At 70.8% G+C, this 16,949-nt stretch carries 16 protein-coding genes and 1 tRNA gene; 13 read left to right on the plus strand and 4 right to left on the minus strand.

Going from position 1 to position 16,949, the window contains the following annotated elements:
* The first annotated feature begins 83 nt into the window (after positions 1-83).
* From ACNI14_RS08180 to ACNI14_RS08220, 9 genes are all read left to right on the plus strand, one after another.
* Entirely contained in the window at positions 84-521 is a 438-nt protein-coding gene (locus tag ACNI14_RS08180; RefSeq protein WP_420519503.1) for an NfeD family protein, read from the plus strand.
* A 2-nt stretch (positions 522-523) separates the two neighbouring features.
* On the plus strand, positions 524-1,600 hold the full coding sequence (locus ACNI14_RS08185; protein ID WP_420519504.1) for an SPFH domain-containing protein: 1,077 nt from the start codon (positions 524-526) through the stop codon (positions 1,598-1,600).
* 235 nt (positions 1,601-1,835) lie between these two features.
* A complete protein-coding gene (locus tag ACNI14_RS08190; RefSeq protein WP_420519505.1) occupies positions 1,836-2,636 on the plus strand; it encodes a TrmH family RNA methyltransferase in 801 nt (266 codons plus the stop codon).
* Positions 2,637-2,788: 152 nt separating this feature from the next.
* A complete protein-coding gene (gene imuA', locus ACNI14_RS08195) occupies positions 2,789-3,508 on the plus strand; it encodes a DnaE2-dependent mutagenesis accessory factor ImuA' (protein ID WP_420519506.1) in 720 nt (239 codons plus the stop codon).
* A complete protein-coding gene (locus ACNI14_RS08200) occupies positions 3,505-5,307 on the plus strand; it encodes a Y-family DNA polymerase (protein ID WP_420519507.1) in 1,803 nt (600 codons plus the stop codon). Before imuA' ends, ACNI14_RS08200 begins: the two co-directional genes overlap by 4 nt.
* Before the next feature lie 9 nt (positions 5,308-5,316).
* Complete coding sequence (locus ACNI14_RS08205; RefSeq protein ID WP_420519508.1) at positions 5,317-8,703, plus strand: error-prone DNA polymerase; 3,387 nt, start codon at positions 5,317-5,319, stop codon at positions 8,701-8,703.
* Between the two features lie 101 nt (positions 8,704-8,804).
* Positions 8,805-8,893 (plus strand) — tRNA-Leu (locus tag ACNI14_RS08210).
* A 238-nt stretch (positions 8,894-9,131) separates the two neighbouring features.
* Positions 9,132-9,281, plus strand: a complete 150-nt coding sequence (locus tag ACNI14_RS08215) for a GPGG-motif small membrane protein (RefSeq protein ID WP_420519509.1) — start codon at positions 9,132-9,134, stop codon at positions 9,279-9,281.
* A 120-nt stretch (positions 9,282-9,401) separates the two neighbouring features.
* Entirely contained in the window at positions 9,402-10,703 is a 1,302-nt protein-coding gene (locus ACNI14_RS08220; RefSeq protein WP_420519510.1) for a M20/M25/M40 family metallo-hydrolase, read from the plus strand.
* Between the two features lie 19 nt (positions 10,704-10,722).
* Here the strand turns inward: ACNI14_RS08220 and ACNI14_RS08225 are convergent, their stop codons facing one another.
* Positions 10,723-10,980 (minus strand): DUF5703 family protein, encoded by a 258-nt coding sequence (locus ACNI14_RS08225; RefSeq protein ID WP_420519511.1) that lies wholly within the window; start codon positions 10,978-10,980, stop codon positions 10,723-10,725.
* Between the two features lie 39 nt (positions 10,981-11,019).
* Between ACNI14_RS08225 and ACNI14_RS08230 the strand changes: the two genes are divergently transcribed.
* Positions 11,020-11,358: a primosomal protein gene (locus ACNI14_RS08230; protein WP_420519512.1), complete on the plus strand. Its 339-nt coding sequence runs from the start codon at positions 11,020-11,022 to the stop codon at positions 11,356-11,358.
* Positions 11,359-11,385: 27 nt separating this feature from the next.
* Here the strand turns inward: ACNI14_RS08230 and ACNI14_RS08235 are convergent, their stop codons facing one another.
* Positions 11,386-12,345, minus strand: a complete 960-nt coding sequence (locus tag ACNI14_RS08235; RefSeq protein WP_420519513.1) for an aldo/keto reductase — start codon at positions 12,343-12,345, stop codon at positions 11,386-11,388.
* A 67-nt stretch (positions 12,346-12,412) separates the two neighbouring features.
* Between ACNI14_RS08235 and ACNI14_RS08240 the strand changes: the two genes are divergently transcribed.
* Positions 12,413-13,276: an undecaprenyl-diphosphate phosphatase gene (locus ACNI14_RS08240; RefSeq protein WP_420519514.1), complete on the plus strand. Its 864-nt coding sequence runs from the start codon at positions 12,413-12,415 to the stop codon at positions 13,274-13,276.
* A gap of 30 nt (positions 13,277-13,306) precedes the next feature.
* Here the strand turns inward: ACNI14_RS08240 and ACNI14_RS08245 are convergent, their stop codons facing one another.
* Positions 13,307-14,179 (minus strand): PAC2 family protein, encoded by an 873-nt coding sequence (locus ACNI14_RS08245; RefSeq protein WP_420519515.1) that lies wholly within the window; start codon positions 14,177-14,179, stop codon positions 13,307-13,309.
* Positions 14,180-14,203: 24 nt separating this feature from the next.
* Between ACNI14_RS08245 and ACNI14_RS08250 the strand changes: the two genes are divergently transcribed.
* Positions 14,204-14,893, plus strand: a complete 690-nt coding sequence (locus tag ACNI14_RS08250) for an HAD family hydrolase (RefSeq protein ID WP_420519516.1) — start codon at positions 14,204-14,206, stop codon at positions 14,891-14,893.
* Here the strand turns inward: ACNI14_RS08250 and ACNI14_RS08255 are convergent.
* On the minus strand, positions 14,863-15,720 hold the full coding sequence (locus ACNI14_RS08255; RefSeq protein ID WP_420519517.1) for a RecB family exonuclease: 858 nt from the start codon (positions 15,718-15,720) through the stop codon (positions 14,863-14,865). The two genes, ACNI14_RS08250 and ACNI14_RS08255, sit on opposite strands and share 31 nt — an antisense overlap.
* Before the next feature lie 76 nt (positions 15,721-15,796).
* On the opposite strand from ACNI14_RS08255, the gene ACNI14_RS08260 reads away from it, so the two are divergent.
* Entirely contained in the window at positions 15,797-16,936 is a 1,140-nt protein-coding gene (locus ACNI14_RS08260; protein ID WP_420519518.1) for a site-2 protease family protein, read from the plus strand.
* Positions 16,937-16,949 lie beyond the last annotated feature (13 nt).

Consider the following 16,949-nt stretch of genomic DNA (forward strand, 5'->3'; position numbering starts at 1 on the left):
ATCTCTGTGCCGGCGGATTTCATCCCGGAGGACGATCCCGCGTGCGAGCCGTCCCTGTTACCTTCGCAATCAGGAGGTGAGCCGTGGATTCTCTGTGGTGGTTCGTAGGAGCGATGGTGCTGGGCATCGTCGAGGTCTTCACGCTTGACCTGACCTTCGCGATGCTCGCGGGCGGAGCGATCGCGGGTGGCGCAGCGGCGTTGCTGGGTCTGCCGTGGTGGGTGTGCGTGATCATCGCATGCGCGGTGTCCGCGCTGCTGCTGTTCTCGCTCAGGCCCTACCTGCTCAAGTCCATCCGTGCGAGGGGCTCCGTCATCGAGACCAACGCTGCCGCCCTCGCGGGCGCCGCAGGGCGCACCCTTGACGAGATCACCGAGTTCACCGGCCGCGTCAAGCTGGCCGGAGAGGTGTGGTCCGCGAGAACCAGGGACGATGCGCCCGTGATCCCCGAGGGGGCCGAGGTCGTCGTGCTCGAGATCAGAGGAGCGACGGCCATCGTCGCCCCCGAGGAGGAGAAGTAGACATGGAACCAGTCCAGATCGCGATCGCCATCGCGGCGATCGTCCTCGCGGTGTTCGTCATCTCGGCGATCGCCCGTGCGATCCAGATCGTCCCGCAGGCGGAGACCCGTGTGGTCGAGCGGCTCGGCCGCTATTCGCGCACCATGCAGGCCGGCATGCACCTGCTCGTGCCCTTCATCGACAAGGTGCGCCAGAAGGTCGACATGCGCGAGCAGGTCGTGTCCTTCCCGCCGCAGTCCGTCATCACCTCCGACAACCTCGTCGTCGAGATCGACACCGTCATCTACTTCCAGGTCACCGAAGCCCGCGCGGCGGTCTACGAGATCGCCAACTACATCGTCGGCATGCAGCAGCTCACGGTCACGACGATCCGTAACGTCATCGGCACGATGGACCTCGAGCAGACGCTGACCAGCCGTGACCAGATCAACGGCCAGCTCCGTGCGGTCCTCGATGAGGCGACCGGCAAGTGGGGCATTCGCGTGGGCCGCGTCGAGCTCAAGGCGATCGACCCGCCCGCCTCGGTCAAGGACTCGATGGAGAAGCAGATGCGCGCCGAGCGTGACCGCCGCGCCGCGATCCTCACGGCCGAGGGCGTCAAGCAGTCGCAGATCCTCACCGCCGAGGGGCAGAAGCAGTCGGCGATCCTGAAGGCCGAGGGTGACGCGCAGGCCGCGATCCTCACGGCCGAGGGTGAGGCGCGCGCCATCCTTCAGGTCTTCGACGCCATCCACGAGGGCGACGCCGACTCGAAGCTGCTGGCGTACCAGTACCTGCAGATGCTTCCCGAGATCGCCAAGAACGAGTCGAACAAAGTGTGGTTCGTGCCCACCGAGTTCACCGGCGCGCTCAAGTCGATCTCCGCCGCCTTCGGCGAGGAGCAGGCCTCCGAGCCGCTCACCCGCGACCCGAACCGCAGCACGGAGCGAAAGTCCAAGATCACGTCGGCGCTCGCAGACCCGGCCGAGGCGCTGCGCCTGGCCAAGCAGGAGGTCGAGGACGCCACGTCCGACGCCACCGACGCCGGCACCACCTCGGGCCGCCCGTTCAACCCGGACGCCGAGAAGGGCCAGAACTAGCCCCCTCCTGTCCGGCACTCATGGTCGCCTAGCGGCGGTCCGAGCGCCCTGTCCGGCACTCATTGACGTGGGGTGCCGGACAGGGCGCTCTGCTGTGCTGGAGGCGACAATGAGTGCCGGACAGAGGGCCGCGTCCCGCCCCGCTCCCCGCCTTAGCGCGCCAGTGGAGCGTCAGTGTCGCCCGAGAGCCGTCGCGTGATCCTGGCGGACACTCAGTGTCGGACACAATGGGTCCGTGATCACCGACCCCGCCGACCCGCGTCTCGACGACTACCGGGGACTGACCGACGTGGCCCTGCGCCGCCGCATCGAGCCCGAGCGCGGCCTCTACATGGCCGAGGGCGCCAAGGTCATCGAGCGGGCCCTGGCCGCCGGGCATCGGCCGCGGTCCGTGCTCACGAGCGAGCGCTGGCTGCCGGGCATCGAGAGCGCCCTGACGGCCGCCGGCATCGACGCCCCCGTGCACGTCGCCCCCGAGTCCGTCATGGAGTCCGTCACCGGCTACCAGGTGCACCGCGGCGCCCTCGCCGCGATGGAGCGTCCCACCCTCCCCTCGCTGGACGAGATCGCCCGCGACGCCCGCCGCATCGTCGTGCTCGAGGGGATCGTCGACCACACGAACGTGGGCGCGATCTTCCGCTCGGCCGCCGGGATCGGCGCGGACGCGATCGTCGTGGCCCCCACGTGCGCGGACCCGCTGTACCGGCGCAGCGTCAAGGTGTCGATGGGCACCGTCTTTCAGGTGCCGTGGACCAGGGCCGACGAATGGCCCGGCGCGCTGGATCAGCTGCGCGACCACGGATTCACCGTCGCGGCGCTCGCCCTCACGGACGATGCGGTGGGCCTGGACGAGTTCGCGGCGGAGAGTCACGAGCGGGTCGCGATCGTCATGGGCGCCGAGGGCGACGGGTTGTCCCGCGCGGCCCTGCAGGCGGCCGATGCCGTCGTCACCATCCCCATGGCCGGGGGAGTGGACTCTCTCAACGTGGCCGCCGCATCGGCCGTCGCGCTGTGGGCGCTGCGCACTCCCGCCTGAGCCTCGCGCACTGAGCGCTGAGAGAAGGCCGGCCCGCGCATCGGCCGGATTGACAGCAGCTCAGATTGACGCGGCACCGATGTCGGCGTTGAATGCGATAATCGAACATATGTTCGAACGCGAGGACTTCTCGCGGTGATCGCAGGAGCGCCATGTCGACCGAGACTGACCCGGATGCCTCGCAGCAGCAGCGGCTGAGCCGCGCGCGTGCGGCGCTCAAGGGCGTCGAGGCGCGCATCGGCGCGGGACGGCCCGCGGAGGACAGGCCGGCGCTGCCGCTCGCCCCCGAGCTCGAGCCGCTGCTGCCGGAGGGGCTCGGTCGCGGCCAGGTGATCTCCGTGACGGGAGCCACCTCGCTGATGCTGATGCTCGCTGCGCAGGCGTCGGCGGCCGGGTCCTGGACCGCGGCGATCGGCATGCCCACCGTGGGGGTGGTGGCGGCGGCCCGGCGCGGCATCGCCCTCGAGAGATTCGCCCTCATTCCTCATCCCGGGGCGCAGGCGGCGCAGGCCGCGGGCGCCTGTGTGGATGGGATGGACGTGGTGCTGCTGGGGGAACGGCTCGCGCTGTCCGACGCCGATCGCCGCCGGCTGGCCTCGCGCGCCAAGGAGCGCGGCGGGCTGATCGTGGCCGCGGGGCAGTGGCCGGGCGCGCACGTGACGCTCACGGTCGAACGCTCCTCGTGGGACGGGCTGGGCGCGGGCGACGGCAGGCTCATCGAGCGTGAGCTCACCGTCGCGGTCGGCGGTCGCCGGCAGGGGCCGCTGCGGCGCGTGCGCCTCACCATCGACGCCGCCCCCGGACTGCGGTTCGCGCGCCCGGGCGCCCGGGTAGATGTGGACCGCGTCAATACAAACGGGGAGGTCGCATGAGCGAGATGGTGTCGCGACGCGCGGCAGGCGACGGCGCCCCGCGGGCCGATGCGCGGGCTGGGTCGGGTGCTTCGGCGCGGCCTGGTGCGGCACAGCCTGATTCGACGCGGTCGGGTCCGGTGGCGACGGTGCGCAGGGCGGTGCTGTGGGTGCCGGACTGGCCGGTGGTCGCCGCGATGTCTCAGGCGGGGATCGGTGCGGACGTCCCGGCGGCGGTGCTGCACGGCCGCGGCATGATGGCGGTCTCGGCGGCGGCACGGGCGGCGGGCGTCAGGCGCGGCATGCGCAAGCGGCTCGCGCAACGGGCGTGCCCCGACCTGGTGATCCTGCCTCACGACGAGGGCCGGGACTCGCGCGTGTTCGAGACCGTGGCGGCGGCGGCCGAGGACGTGGTGTCCGGCGTGGAGATCTCGCGGCCGGGGCTGCTGATGATCCCGGCCGACGGCGCCGCCCGCTTTCATGGCTCCGAGGCCGCGCTCGCGGAGGCGCTGGTGGGCTCCGTTGCGGAACTCGCGGGCTGCGAGAGCGCCGTGGGCGCCGCGGATGGGCTGCTCGCCGCCATCCTCGCTGCGCGCGCCTCCGAACTGGTGCCGCCTGGCACGTCGCGCGAGTATCTGGCGGACGCCCCCGTGGGAGTGCTGCCGCTGGCTGCCATGGAGCGGCGCCAGCGCGAGCAGGTCGAGGACCTCGTGGGGGTGCTGGTGCGGCTCGGCCTCACCTCGGTGTCCGACTTCACGTCGCTGCCGGCGGGCGATGTGCTCGCGCGGTTCGGCCCCGTGGGGAGGTGGGCCCACCGGATCGGCCGTGGGGAGGACGTGCGCCCGCCGGTGCTGCGCCGCTCCGAGGAGGACATCGCCGTCTCCTACGCCTTCGAGGAGCCGGCGGAGCGCGTGGAGCAGCTCGCCCTCGTCGCCGGTCACATCGCCCAGCAGCTGGACGCCGCCCTGAGAGACGCGGGGGTCAGATGCGGCAAGGTGCGCATCTCGGCGACCACCGAGCGGGGGGATGCGCTTGAGCGGGTGTGGCGCACCGACGTGGGCTCACGCTCGGGTGCGTTCTCCCAGCACATGACGGACCGGGTGCGGTGGCAGCTCGAGGGGTGGCTGTCGGACACCTCGACGGGACCCGAGCCCGCACCGCTGACCTCTTTGGGGCTGACGGCCGAGGACGTGGTGCCGCTCGGCAGCGAGCAGGCGTATCTGTGGGGAGGAGTGTCGGGCGCGGACTCGCGTGCCCAGCGCACCCTCGAGCGGGTGCAGTCGCTGCTGGGGGCCGATGCCGTGATCGCCGTTCGTGAGCAGGGCGGCAGGTCCCCGCGGGACCGGGTGCTGGCGCTGCCGTGGGGCCAAGAAGTCACGCCCGCTCGCCGCATCGAACACCCGTGGCCGGGACGCATTCCCGACCCCGCGCCCGCGACCGTGCTGCCGCTGCCGGAGCCGCTGCAGGTGCTGGACGCCGGGGGAGCGCCCGTGCGGATCGACCGACGGCTCGCGATGAGCGCGCCCCCCACGTGGGTGCGACTGCAGGTGGACCCACGGGACGAGCGCGCGGCCGCGGCCCGGCGTCATCCCTCCTCCGGTCACGTGGGCCGTGGCGAGGACGGGCCGTCGTGGGGGCTGGCGCAGCCGGTCGAGGCGTGGGCGGGACCGTGGCCCGTGGTCGAGCGGTGGTGGTCCCCCGACTCCTCGCGCCGCGCATGCCTGCAGATCGCGTTGAGGCGGCCGGACGGCAGCCCGGGTCAGGCGGTGCTGGCGTCCTTCACCGCAGGGGAATGGGTGCTGGAGGCGGTCTATGACTGACGGTGCCCGATGACTGACTGTGTCGAATATGCGGAGCTGCACGCCCACAGCGCCTTCAGCTTCCTGGACGGAGCCAGCCACCCCGAGGAGATGGCCGCCGAGGCCGGGCGGCTGGGGCTCAGCGCGCTCGCGATCACCGACCACGACGGCCTCTACGGAGCGGTGAGGTTCGCGAACGCGGCCCGCGCGATCGACCTGCCCACGGTCTTCGGCGCGGAGCTGCACATGGGAGCGCCCGAGACTCCCGGCGGCCCACCCGTGCTGGACCCGCCCACAGGGGTGCCCGACCCGCGCGGCAGCCACCTGCTCGCGTTGGCGCGCGGGCCCGAGGGGTACTCGCGGCTGTCGCACGCGATCGGCATGGCGCACCTGGCGACGGGGGAGAAGGGGCTGGCGCGCTACACGCTCGAGGACCTGGCTGAGACGGGCGCGGGGCAGTTCCTGATCCTCACGGGCTGCCGCAAGGGCAGCGTGCGGCGCGCGCTGTCCGGGGTGGGGGTCGCGGGGGCGAATGCGCTCTCCGGTGGCGTCACTCCTGCGGGGTTCGCCGCGGCGCGCCGGGAGCTCGACAGGCTGACGGCGCTGTTCGGCCGCGACAACGTGGCGGTCGAGCTCACGGACACCGGCGATCCCTTCGACTCGGAGCGCAACGCCGCCCTGGCCGACTTGGCCTTCGACGCCTCACTGCCGCTGGTCGCCACCTCGAACGCGCACTACGCGCGGCCGCGAGACGCGGACCTCGCGGGATCGCTCGCGGCGGTGCGCGCGCGGTCCTCCCTGGACGACATGGACGGATGGCTGCCCGGAAGTGCGGGAGGGCACCTGCGCTCGGCGGCAGAAATGCTGCACCGGCATCGGCGTCATCCCCAGGCCGTCACGACGGCCGCGCGGCTGGCCGCCGAATGCGCCTTCGACCTGAACCTCGTGGCGCCCAATCTGCCGCCGTACCCGGTGCCGCAGGGGCACACCGAGGCCTCGTGGCTGCGCGAGCTGGTGCTCCGCGGCGCTCACGCCCGGTACGGACCTCCTCACGACGAGCGGGTGCCGGGCGCGTGGAGGCAGATCGAGCACGAGTTGAACGTGATCGAGGCGCTCGACTTCCCCGGCTACTTCCTGATCGTCCACGACATCGTGAGCTTCTGCCGGGATCAGGACATCCTGTGTCAGGGGCGCGGCTCGGCGGCGAATTCTGCCGTGTGCTTCGCGCTCGGCGTGACCGCGGTCGACGCCGTCACTCACGGGCTGCTGTTCGAGAGGTTCCTCGCCCCCGAGCGCGACGGGCCGCCCGACATCGACGTGGACATCGAGTCGGATCGCCGCGAGGAGGTCATCCAGTACGTCTTTCAGAGGTTCGGCCGCATCAACGCCGCGATGGTCGCGAACGTGATTCAGTACCGGCCGCGCTCGGCCGTGCGCGACGCCGCGAAGGCGCTCGGCTTCGACGTGGGACAGCAGGACGCGTGGTCCAAGAGCATCGACCGGTGGGGGTCGCTGCGCGTGCCGGTCGAGAGCCAAGAGCAGTGGGCCGCCAAGCAGCGCGACGCGATGTGGCCCGAGCCGGCGCCCACGCACGACCTCGACCACATCCCGGAGCCGGTGCTCGACCTCGCGGACCGGTTCATGCGGCTGCCGCGACATCTGGGCATCCACCCGGGCGGCATGGTGCTGTGCGACCGGCCAGTCATCGACGTGTGTCCCGTGGAGTGGGCGCGCATGCCCGGGCGCACGGTGCTGCAGTGGGACAAGGACGACTGCGCCGATGCCGGGCTCGTGAAGTTCGACCTGCTGGGGCTGGGCATGCTCTCGGCGCTGCGATACGCGTTCGGGTTCGTGCGCGACGTCGAATCCCAGGAGATCGGGCTGCATACGCTCCCTCAAGAGGACCCGGAGGTATACGACCTGCTGTGCGCCGCGGACACCGTGGGGGTGTTCCAAGTGGAGTCGCGCGCACAGATGGCGACCCTGCCGCGGCTGCGGCCGCGCCGCTTCTACGACATCGTGATCGAGGTCGCGCTCATTCGCCCCGGCCCCATCCAGGGCGGGTCGGTGCACCCGTACATCAGCCGCGCCCGGGGCCGGGAGCCCGTGACATTCCTCCACCCGCTGCTGGAGAAGTCGCTCGGCAAGACCCTGGGGGTGCCGCTGTTTCAGGAGCAGCTGATGCAGATGGCGATGGACTGCGCCGGCTTCGACGGTGCCCTCGCGGACCAGTTGCGCCGCGCGATGGGCTCCAAGCGGTCGCCGGAGCGCATGGAGGCGCTGCGCGCACGCTTCATGGTGGGCGCCCACGAACGCGGAATCACCGCTGACGTCGCCGATCAGATCTTCGACAAGCTCAAGGCCTTCTCCGACTTCGGCTTCCCGGAGTCGCACTCGTTCTCGTTCGCGTACCTGGTGTACGCGTCGAGCTGGCTCAAGGTGCACAAGCCCGCCGCGTTCTACGCGGGCCTGCTCGCGGCACAGCCCATGGGCTTCTACAGTCCGCAGTCGCTGACCGCCGATGCCCGCAGGCACGGACAGGTGGTGCTGCGCCCGTGCGTGAGCCGCTCGGAGGTTCTCGCTCGGGTCGAGCGGCTCGACGATGCGTTCGCGACTCCCGACGAGGCGCGAGAGGACATGTCGGTGTTGACGCACGTGGACCGGACCCTGGCGGTGCGCATGGGACTGGCGGCCGTGCGCGGTCTCGGCGAGGACGCCGCACAGGCGATCGTCGACGCGCGCGCCGCGGGGCCCTTCGTCTCCGTGACGGACATGGCGCGCCGCGTGCGGGTGCGGCCCGCGGGAGTGAAGGGGGAGTCGGGACTGGCTCCCGAGAAGGGGCTGACGACCGCCCAGTGGGAGGCGCTCGCGACCGCCGGTGCGCTCGAGTCGTTGGGCGTGACGCGGCGCGAGGGGCTGTGGGCGTCCGGCGCGCTGGCGCGCGAGGGTCCCGACACGCTGCCCGACCTCTCGACCGACGTCACCGCGCCCATGCTGCCGGGCATGAGCGCTGTCGAAGAGGCCGTCGCCGATGTCTGGGCCTCGGGGGTCTCGACCGACAGCTACCCCACGGTGTTCGTGCGCGACGGGCTGACGGAGCAGGGCGTGCTCACGGTGGCGGGCGTGCTCGCACACGAGGCGGAGCGGCGGGTCACCGTCGCCGGCGTCGTGACTCATCGTCAGCGCCCCGGCACGGCCAAGGGGGTGACCTTCATTTCGCTCGAGGACGAGACCGGCTTTCTCAACGTCATCTGCTCGGTGGGGGTGTGGCGGCGCTTCCAGGCGGTGGCGAGGCGATCCGCGGCGCTGGTGATCCGTGGGCGCATCGAGAGGGCCGACGGCGCGACCAACATGGTCGCCGAGCACATCTCCCCGCTGTCGCTGAAGGTGCCCGCCAAGAGCAGGGACTTCCAGTGACAGCGCCGGTCGGCATGGTCCGGGAGCGTTTCAACCGGCGGTGCGCCCCATGCTACGATTGCCGTCGCGCTGAAGGGCCGATGAGGCACTTCAGACACCCTGTCCGGGTGGCGGAAATGGCAGACGCGCTAGCTTGAGGTGCTAGTGCCCGTATTAGGGCGTAGGGGTTCAAGTCCCCTCTCGGACACCATCGGGGCCGGAAGCGACAAGCTTCCGGCCCTTTGTCGTTCCTGCCGAGAGCGCTCCGACGGGATCCGCACCCCATTCTTGTCGTTCTCCACAATGAGAATAAACGCGCCTGAACACCGATTCTCGCCTCATGGTCCGGCGCCGATCACGAAACGATCACGATCCGGGAATGTCCAGGCGTTTCGTGGGGTTGTCGATGGCGTCAGAAGCAGTAGTGACATGAATCAAAGGAGACCGCCATGTTGAGCACCATTCTGTGGATCATCGGTGTCGTCCTCATCATCGTGGGCATCGTACGAATTATTCAGAAGGATTTCCTGTGGGGTGCGATCCTGCTCGTGGTCGGTCTGTTGATCGGTCCTGGTGGTGGCATCCTCTCGGGGGGTTGACCAACTTCCGCCCGCACATCCGGTCGTGACCGGATGATCCGCCCGCGCGCCCCGCTCGTTGTTCTTCGACGAGCAGGAGGCGACGCGGGCGGTGGCGTGTCCGGGGGCTAGCCTGAGGACATGAACGCACCCGTCGACGTCGTCCAGATCTGCCAAGACCTCATCCGCATCGATACGTCGAATTACGGCGACGAGCCGGGACCAGGCGAACGTGCTGCCGCCGAGTACGTGGCGGCGTTCCTCTCGGACCTGGGCCTCGATCCCGTGATCCGGGAGTCCGAGCCGGGGCGCGCGAGCGTCACGTGCCTGTGGGAGGGATCCGATCCCGATCGCGACGCGCTGGTCGTGCACGGGCACCTGGACGTGGTCCCCGCGTTCGCGGAGGACTGGTCCGTCGATCCGTTCGCGGCAGAGATCCGGGACGGCATGATCTACGGCCGCGGTGCGGTCGACATGAAGAACATGGACGCGATGATCCTCGCGACGGTCGCGAGCATGATCCACGCCGGCGACAAGCCGCCCCGCGACATCGTTCTCGCGTTCTTCGCGGACGAGGAGCACGGTGGCGCGCGCGGCGCGAAGTGGATGGTCGCGAACCATCCGGAGGACTTTCACGGGGCCACCGAGGCGATCAGTGAGGTCGGCGGGTTCAGCGCCTACATCAACGGCCAGCGCGCCTACCTGATCCAGACGGCGGAGAAGGGCATCCAGTGGCTCAAGCTGATCTCTCACGGCAAGCAGGGCCACGGATCGCTGGTGCACCGTGACAACGCGGTCGCCCACCTCGCAGGCGCACTCACTCGCATCGGCGCTCACGAGTGGCCCGTCGAGCTCACACCGACGGCCGAGCGGCTGCTCCAGGGCGTCGCCGAGCTCGAGGGGATCGAGTACGAGCCCACTCCCGAGTGCATCGACCGACTGGTCGCGGGACTGGGGGCCATGGCACCCATGATCGAGGCCTCGGTCCGCAACACGTCGAATCCGACCATGCTCGAGGCCGGGTATAAGACCAACGTGATTCCGGACACGGCCGTGGGCTACGTCGACAGCCGGTACCTGCACGGACAGCAGGAGCAGGCGCTTCGACAGATCGAGGAGCTCGCCGGAACCCACGTGAAGGTCGAGCCCTACATCACGGAGAACAGTCTCGAGGTGCCCTTCGAGGGGGCGCTGGTCGACAAGATGATCGCGGCGCTCGGGTCCGAGGATCCCGGCGCGCCCGTGCTCCCGTACTCGCTCATGGGCGGCACCGACAACAAGCACCTCGCCGCGCTGGGCATCACCGGCTATGGCTTCGCTCCGCTGCAGCTCCCGCCGGACCTCGACTTCCCGTCGCTGTTCCACGGGATCGACGAGCGGATCCCCGTCGACAGCCTGCACTTCGGCACCAGGGTGCTGGGGCGGTTCCTGCGCGACTGCTGAGTGCCGGACAGGGGGAGAGTCAGGCGGCGTCGGTGCGCTGCACGCGCATCACGCGACGGCGCAGCCACACCCGCCGAGCGCCCCCGTAGAGGATCTGGGAGCGCGCGAGCTCCCACCGCCCGTACTCGGCCTTCTCGGTGAGCATGGAGCGCGTGTCCGAGCGTGACACGCCGCGGGGGATGTCGATCACGCGCCACTCGACGCGACTCGAACCGGGAGCCCGGCCGCGCGACGGCGTGACCACGTGGGCGGAGTCGGGGGCGATTTCCTTCATCATCTCTCCCATTCAATACGATCCGCGAGTACCGTCGTGACCATGAGCGCAGAGGCGACAGAGGCACTGAGACGGCTGATGGCCGCCCTTGAGGAGCACCTCGAGGCGGTGGCCATGCGACGAGGCGACGAGGACGCCGCCGTCGACGACGCGTACGAGGCGGTCGCCACGGAGTTCGAGCGGTACGAGGAGAAGCTCGACTCCGAGTACGGCGAGACCCTCCCGATCGTGCTCGACGACTCGGAGGGCGACGACGAGTACGACGACGAAGACGACCCGTCGGCGGAGGGCGAGGGCGACGGGGACGACCCCCTTGACCCGCACGCCGTCGAGGACGACGACGACATGGACGACGACATCGACGAGTTCGATCTGCGATAGCGCGTCGCGCTCCGCACCGTCATCGCCCTACCGGCGCTCGGGGTAGCCGATGCCGGGGGCCGAGACCTCGTCGAGCGCATCGGCGATCGTCGGGGGCAGGTCGAGCGCGGACGCCGTCAACGAGGGCGTGAGCTGTGCGGCGGTCCGCGCCCCCACGATCGCCGAGCTGATGCCTGGCCGTCCCAGCACCCACGCGAGCGCGACCGCGAGCGGCGGCTCGTCCAGCCCTTGGGCGGCGGTGTGCAGCGCGTCGACGATGCCGGCGGCGCGGTCGTCCAGGTACGGCGACACGAAGCCCGCCAGATGCTCGGAGGCCGCCCGCGAATCGGCCGGGATGGCCTCGCGGTACTTTCCGGTGAGGACGCCCCTGCCGAGGGGCGACCACGCGAGCGCTCCCATGCCCAGCGCATCGGCCGCCGGAAGCACCTCGCGCTCGACCCCGCGCTGCAACAGGGAGTATTCGACCTGCGTGGCGGTGATGGCGGGCCTGGAGGCGAGCGCGGAGATCTGCGCGGTCGCCCAGCCGGGGTAGTTCGAGACGCCCACGTAGCGCGCGCGCCCGGAGTTCACCGCGATCTCGAGCGCATGCAGCGTCTCCTCGACGGGCGCCACCGGGTCGTAGGCGTGCACGAGCCACAGGTCCACGTGGTCCGTTCCCATGCGAGCGAGGGACTCGTCGAGAGTGTCGAGCAGCGTGTCGCGCGAGGCATCGATGACGCCGCCATCGCCGGTGCGCCGGATCCCCGCCTTGGTGCACAGCTGCACGTCGGAGCGGGAGATGGTGCCGCCGAGCATCGTGCCGATGAGCGACTCGGCGCCGCCGCCGGCATAGGAGGCCGCCGTGTCGACGAGAGTGCCCCCGGCGTCGAGGAAGGCGTCGAGCTGAGCGCCGGCCTCGTCCGGATTCGTGTCGCGGCTCCACGTCATGGTGCCGAGGCCCAGCGAGGACACCGTCAGACCGCTCGTGCCGACCCGTCTGCGCTGCATGCACGCGACGCTACCCGTCGACGCGCGACGTCCGTGGGCGCGACGCGCTGACGCTAGCCTTGCCGACATGAACTGGTGGGAAGCGATTGTTCTCGGCGTGGTGCAGGGACTGACGGAGTTCCTGCCGATCTCCTCGAGCGCGCACGTGCGTGTGGTGGGTCCGCTGCTGCCCAGCGGGGGCGACCCGGGAGCCGCATTCACGGCGATCATTCAGATCGGCACCGAGGCCGCGGTGCTGCTGTACTTCTGGAAGGACATCGTGCGCATCCTGTCCTCGTGGGGCCGCGCGCTCGCGGGCAAGGACGGGACAGACCGCGCGGCGCGGCTCGGCGCTCACAACGCCGATGCGCGCATGGGGTGGTGGGTCATCATCGGCACCATCCCGATCGTGGTCCTCGGACTCCTGTTCCAGGACTTCATCGAGAACCAACTGCGACACCTGTATCTCACCGCCGCTGGGCTGGCGATCTTCGCGCTCGTACTGGGATTCGCCGACAAGATGGGGGCGAAGAAGCGCGAGCTGACCACCCTCCGGGGCAAGGACGCCATCCTGCTCGGCTTCGCGCAGGCCATGGCGCTCGTCCCCGGCGTGTCGCGCTCGGGCGGCACCATCTCGATGGGCCTCCTGCTGGGCCTCACTCGAGAGGCCGCGGCGCGCTACTCGTTCCTGCTCGCGATCCCGGCCGTGCTCGGATCGGGGCTGTTCCAGGCACTGTCCAACTCGGATGAGCTCACGGCCGTCGGCGGTCCCGGCATCGTCAACACCATCATCGCGTCGATCGCCGCCTTCGCCGTCGGCTACGTCGTGATCGTATGGTTCCTGAGGCTCATCACCCACCACACCTACTGGCCGTTCGTCTGGTATCGCATCGCGCTCGCGCTTGCGATCGTGGTGTTGGTCGTCGCTGGCGTCATCCCCGCGCTGGAGTGATCCTCACGCGCTGATCAATCGGGACGCCGATCAGTCGGGCCGCTTGGGCCCCCCGCCGTCTCGGCGGCGCAGGAACTTCTCGAACTCCTCGGCGATCGCCTCGCCCGACGCCTCGGGCAGGCTGGTCTCGTCCATGAGCGACTCGAGCTGCTCCACGTGCGCGGCGATCTCCTCGTCGTCCTCCGTAAGCTCGTCGGCGCCGCGCTGCCAGGCCTCCGCCTCGTCGGGGAGGTCGCCGAGGTCGATCGGGGCGCCGAGCAGTCGCTCGAGCTGTCCCAGCAGCGTCACGGTCGCCTTGGGGCTCGGCGGGTGTGCGATGTAGTGCGGCACGCCGACCCACAGGCTCAGCACCGTGATCCCGCGCAGCTGGGCCTCGTGCCCGAGCACGCCCACGATCCCGGTGGGGCCCTCGTACTCGGACGATTCGAGCCCGTAGCGTGCCCGTGCCGCCTCGTCGTCGCTCGTCACGAAGGTCGGCAGCGGCCGCGTATGAGGAACGTCGAGCAGCAGCGCTCCGCACGTCACGAGAGTCGTGACGCCGAGCTCCTCGGCGGCATCGAGGACCTCGGCGCAGAAGGTCCTCCACCTCATCGATGGCTCGATGCCGCGTGCGAGCGCCACCCGTGCCGCCTCCTCCGGCGGCCCGGGGGTCGTCGACACGATGGTGCCCGGCCACGACACCACGCGGTCGCCCGACGGCATGCGCGCGATCGACGGGCGCGCGACCTGGAAGTCGTGGTACTCCTCGGGATCGAGAGTGGTGTGCTCGGTCGAGCCCCACGTCTGTGCGATGTGGTCGAGAGCGGCGGAAGCGGACGAGCCGGCGTCGTTCCAGCCCTCGAAGGCCGCGACCATGACGGTCTCGTCGGCAGGGATCGCCGAGTCGGTCTGGTCCATGTCCATCACGCCAGCCTAGACTCATGCCACGTGAATGCACATACGCCCCTGCCGGCCGCGATCCTGTGGGATATGGACGGCACGCTCATCGACTCCGAGCCCGATTGGATCGGGGCCGAGACGGCCCTCGCCGCGCGGTTCGGCATCGACTGGACGCACGCCGATGGGCTCGAGCTGGTGGGGCGCCCCATCGTCGACAGCGGCCGGATCCTGCAGGAGCGGGGCGTCGCGCTCGAGGTCGATGAGATCGCCGCGACCCTCGTGTCCGCGGTCGCGCAGAGCGTGCGCCGCCACGTCCCGTGGCAGCCGGACGCGCGGTCGCTGCTGGAGAAGGTGCTGGCGGCGGGCATCCCTTGCGCGCTGGTGACCATGTCCTACGCGCGGCTCGCGGACGCGTTCCTCGCGCAGGTGCCCGACGCCTTTGCCGCGGTGGTCACCGGGGACCAGGTCGCGCGCGGCAAGCCCGACCCGGAGGCATACCTGACGGCGGCCACGCTCCTTGGTGTGGACGTCTCTCGCTGCGTCGCGATCGAGGATTCGCCCGCCGGGATCGGCTCCGCTCTCGCGTCGGGCGCCCACACCATCGCCGTGGAGCGTCTGGTGCCGGTCGAGCCACGCCCGGGACTGTCGCGCGTGCGCTCACTGGATGGCGTCAGCGTGGAGACCCTTCGCGAGATCGCCGCGGGACGTCACATCGACGAGCTCGCCGCCGGCGACTGAGCCCCGCCCGGCGCGACCCCGAACGCGCGCTCCACGGCGGCGGGCTCCAGCGGGGGAGTCACGCCGTCGAACTCGGGGCACAACGCCTGGAAGCTGCACCACCCGCACAGCTTCGAGGGAGACGGGCGAAAGCTCCCGGACCGTGCGGCGTGCAGGATGTCGTCCCACAGTTCGCGAATCTCGTGCTCGACCTGCTCCAGGTCCTGCGCCGTGGGGTGCATGACCACGGTGCCCCCGTCGCGCAGGTACAGCAGCTGCAGCAGCGCGGGCCGCCGCCCGCGCAGCCGCTCGACCAGCAGCGCGTAGAACCGCATCTGGAACTTCGCGGCCTGGCCGTACTGCGGGCGTGGCGCCTTTCCCGACTTGTAGTCCACGATCCGGATCGAGCCGTCCGGAGCGACGTCCACGCGGTCGATGACCCCGCGCAGCGACGGCCCATCCTCCAGTTGGAGCTCGACGTACTCCTCCCTGGCGGCGGGCTCGAGGCGCTGCGGGTTCTCGAGCCTGAAGTAGCGGTCCACCCGTTCGCGAGCGTCGTCGAGCCACATCCGTTCCGCGGTGGCATCCGCGTGGAGCGCGGCGAGCTCGGGATCCTTGTCGAGCATGGCGCGCCACTCGGGCTCGACCATGGCGGCGGCCGCGCTGGGGGTGCGGTCCATCGCCGGCAGGTCGTAGAGATGCTCGAGCACCGTGTGCACGAGCGTCCCGAGCGTCGCGGCGGGCGACGGGGGTTCGGGGATGCGGTCCACGACGCGCAGGCGGAACATCAGCGGGCACTGGCGGAAGTCTGATGCGCGCGAGGGTGAGATGCCGGGGGCGGAGGCCATGCCCACCAGGGTAGGCGGGGCGACCGACACGGTCGGTCGCGCCGGGCCCGCCGCGGCGAGCAACTACCGTGGAGCCATGACTGACGCCCCCACTCCCACCCGGGGACTGTCCCTCGGCCGTGCGTTCGGAGGCCGGATCGTCGTCCAGCCGTCCACGCTGCTGATGCTCGTGCTGCTGGCGTTCCTGTTCGCGACGAACGGCGGCGGGGATCTGGACCGACGCTCGTTCACCGTCGGACTGGTGCTGGCGCTGCTGCTGTTCGCATCCGTGCTGGTCCACGAGATCGCCCACGCCGCGGCGGCGCGCGCCTACGGCCGGCAGGTGCATGAGGTGGTCCTCACCCTGTGGGGCGGCCACACGACCTTCGACGCGCGAGCGATGACGCCCATGGTCAGCGGGGCCACCGCGCTCGCGGGCCCGCTCGCCAACGTGGCGTTGGCGGCGCTGGGCGGCGTCGCGCTCGCCTCGGGTGCGCTGGACATCACGCTGTTCTCGCTGCTCGAGGGCGACCTGACTGTGGCCGGCATCGTCCGCTACCTGGTCTACGCCAACGTGATCCTGGCGGTGTTCAACGCCCTGCCGGGCATCCCCATGGACGGGGGCAGAGTGCTCGAGGCGGTCGTGTGGGGCGTGACCGGGGACAGGTACCGCGGCGTCAGGGTCGCCGCCTGGGCGGGACGCGTCATCGCGATCGTCGTCGTGCTGGTGGCGCTGGGCTATCCGCTCGCGCAGGGGAGGGCGCCCGGGCTGTTCGAGCTCGCGTGGGCGGGACTCATCTTCGCGATCCTCTGGCCCGCCGCGTCGGCCGCGCTGCGCACCGCGCAGGTGCTCGGTCGTCGCCAGGGAGTGACGGCGGGAACCATCATGGTGCCGGCGGTGGCGGTTCGGTTCGACGAGACGGTCGCCGCGGCTCGCGAGCAGGCGCAGTCGGCGGCAGCCCAGGAGGTCGTGGTGGTCACCTCCGACGGAGTCCCGGCCGGCCACTTCCCGGTGGCGCTCACGGACGCCGTGCCGGCCGAGCAGCGGCCCACCGCGAGCATGCAGAGCGTCACCATGCCGCTCCCGCGCGGCGCGGCGGTCCCGTCCGGGCTCACGGGCGAGGATCTGGAGACCGCGCTGCGGGAGTGGTGGGGCCGCACGGACGTGTGGACGGTCGCCGAGGAGGGGCGGATCGTGGGAGTCGTGAGGCTGGGCGACGTCATGAAGGCGCTCTAATAGCGCGCCCTAG

The organism is Demequina pilifera, assembly GCF_048814985.1.
Lineage (GTDB): Bacteria > Actinomycetota > Actinomycetes > Actinomycetales > Demequinaceae > Demequina.

Excerpts from the sequence above, each read along its gene's own strand:
- ACNI14_RS08240 (WP_420519514.1), top strand. The coding sequence starts at position 12,413 with ATGAACTGGTGGGAAGCGATTGTTCTCGGCGTGGTGCAGGGACTGACG.
- ACNI14_RS08255 (WP_420519517.1), bottom strand. The coding sequence starts at position 15,720 with ATGGCCTCCGCCCCCGGCATCTCACCCTCGCGCGCATCAGACTTCCGC.
- ACNI14_RS08235 (WP_420519513.1), bottom strand. The coding sequence starts at position 12,345 with ATGCAGCGCAGACGGGTCGGCACGAGCGGTCTGACGGTGTCCTCGCTG.
- imuA' (WP_420519506.1), top strand. The coding sequence starts at position 2,789 with ATGTCGACCGAGACTGACCCGGATGCCTCGCAGCAGCAGCGGCTGAGC.
- ACNI14_RS08185 (WP_420519504.1), top strand. The coding sequence starts at position 524 with ATGGAACCAGTCCAGATCGCGATCGCCATCGCGGCGATCGTCCTCGCG.
- ACNI14_RS08220 (WP_420519510.1), top strand. The coding sequence starts at position 9,402 with ATGAACGCACCCGTCGACGTCGTCCAGATCTGCCAAGACCTCATCCGC.
- ACNI14_RS08215 (WP_420519509.1), top strand. The coding sequence starts at position 9,132 with ATGTTGAGCACCATTCTGTGGATCATCGGTGTCGTCCTCATCATCGTG.
- ACNI14_RS08230 (WP_420519512.1), top strand. The coding sequence starts at position 11,020 with ATGAGCGCAGAGGCGACAGAGGCACTGAGACGGCTGATGGCCGCCCTT.
- ACNI14_RS08245 (WP_420519515.1), bottom strand. The coding sequence starts at position 14,179 with ATGGACATGGACCAGACCGACTCGGCGATCCCTGCCGACGAGACCGTC.
- ACNI14_RS08200 (WP_420519507.1), top strand. The coding sequence starts at position 3,505 with ATGAGCGAGATGGTGTCGCGACGCGCGGCAGGCGACGGCGCCCCGCGG.
- ACNI14_RS08260 (WP_420519518.1), top strand. The coding sequence starts at position 15,797 with ATGACTGACGCCCCCACTCCCACCCGGGGACTGTCCCTCGGCCGTGCG.
- ACNI14_RS08225 (WP_420519511.1), bottom strand. The coding sequence starts at position 10,980 with ATGATGAAGGAAATCGCCCCCGACTCCGCCCACGTGGTCACGCCGTCG.
- ACNI14_RS08205 (WP_420519508.1), top strand. The coding sequence starts at position 5,317 with ATGACTGACTGTGTCGAATATGCGGAGCTGCACGCCCACAGCGCCTTC.